The following is a 1465-nucleotide window of genomic DNA, read 5'->3' as shown; positions in this document are numbered from 1 at the left end:
ATAACGACCCTGCGTTTAAGGTACTGTGTTAAAATTCAAGAATAGAGTACAAAAATAATTATCTTTATTCCATCTCAAAGGAGATTGTTACTTCATGTAGCAGTTTACCTACTGGTTCCCTGCCCCTGGTGGGGAACTTTCTTTTTATTTTGTTCTCTGGTTGCATGATTTTTCCACTCTCGGCATCCTCTTTCTTCGGTACCATCTCTTTATACGGCTCATTCTTCTTCCACAAGGTATACATTAAAATCAGCAGCTTCTTTTGCACCGCTACATAGCTTTTCATCTTAATGTGGTGTTTGCTGTGCGTTCGGTGAAACAATTCATAAAAAGGGGATACCTGACAATTAACGGTCGTAATAGCGGGGAAATAGAGCGCCTTGCGGATGCGAGCATTTCCTTTTTTGGAGATCTTTGTTTTTCCAATACGCTTGCCCGACTGATCTTCTACTACATCGTAGCCTGAGTAACTCACTAGTTGGGGAATATTTTCCATGAGGGCAAATCCATTGGTTTCTGCCAACATCACAGCAACGGTAGTCAGTCCAACGCCTTTGATGCTACACAGATGGGCTACTTTATCTGCAATATCAGGATCGCTCATAAGATGGTTAGCAATAGCTTTTTCGAGGGAACCCATTTGTTTTTCTAAGGTGCGAATCAACGACGTAAGCTGTCGGGTAACAACACCTACTTGGTAAATACTGATTTGGGTAGCATGCAACTGATTGGAAAGACTGGTCTTGGTTTTTTGAAGACGCTCTAGCTGTCGCGTCATGGTGCGTAGGGTAAAGAAAAACGCACTCATAGGCTGCCACTGATCGAGCGCTTGTTCGGCGGCCATACGCGCCAGTCCACGGGCATCAATTTTATCATTTTTAGACTTTAGCCCCAAAGATTCCATGTATTTCTTCGATTTATTGGGAAGCACAACCGACACATAATACTGTGCATTACTCAGATATAAGGCACATCCTTCGTAATAGACTCCCGTGGCCTCCAAAATGCACACGAGAGGAATATCTTTTTGTTTACGGTGTTTGGCGATCCAATTGTGGAGTGCTTTCCAGCCAGAGGTAGAATTAGCAAAGCTAGAAGTAGCAACTACCTGAACGTGTTGGCTGAAGTCGATACTGCTTAAACAACAAGCTAAGGTTGGGGCAGAGACATCAATGCCTAAGGAATATTTTAACATGACTAATCAGATTAGAGGGTTCTAAATAACAGACAATCAGAAACCACGTCTTTACCTCCGATGCTCATTGTTTATAGTGCATTCATCCTATAAAAAAGCGATGATGCGTAAGTACTGTTGCGGATCAAAAGAGGTGACAAAAGGCAGGGATTCCTTAAACCCAGCATCGTAACTACGTGCATAAAAAAGCGGCGATTGGTGATACTGCCTTTTGTTTTCCTGTTTGCTTAAATAGTACAATACGTACTTTTTACAAGATATGAGCGGCGA

2 protein-coding genes are annotated in these 1465 nt (G+C 42.3%); both read right to left on the bottom strand.

Annotation, left to right across the window (positions count from 1 at the left end; all coding sequences use genetic code 11):
• Positions 1-64 precede the first annotated feature (64 nt).
• Positions 65-1195, bottom strand: a complete 1131-nt coding sequence (locus DXY38_RS06420; RefSeq protein ID WP_115070945.1) for an IS110 family transposase — start codon at positions 1193-1195, stop codon at positions 65-67.
• Positions 1196-1282: 87 nt separating this feature from the next.
• The coding region (locus DXY38_RS13870; RefSeq protein WP_206749676.1) for a hypothetical protein at positions 1283-1465 on the bottom strand (183 nt) is incomplete at its 5' end.

It is taken from the genome of Synechococcus sp. UW179B, from assembly GCF_900474245.1.
GTDB lineage: Bacteria > Cyanobacteriota > Cyanobacteriia > PCC-6307 > Cyanobiaceae > Synechococcus_C.
Note: the sequence above shows the minus strand (reverse complement) of the source record. Positions and strands in the feature narration are given on the sequence as shown.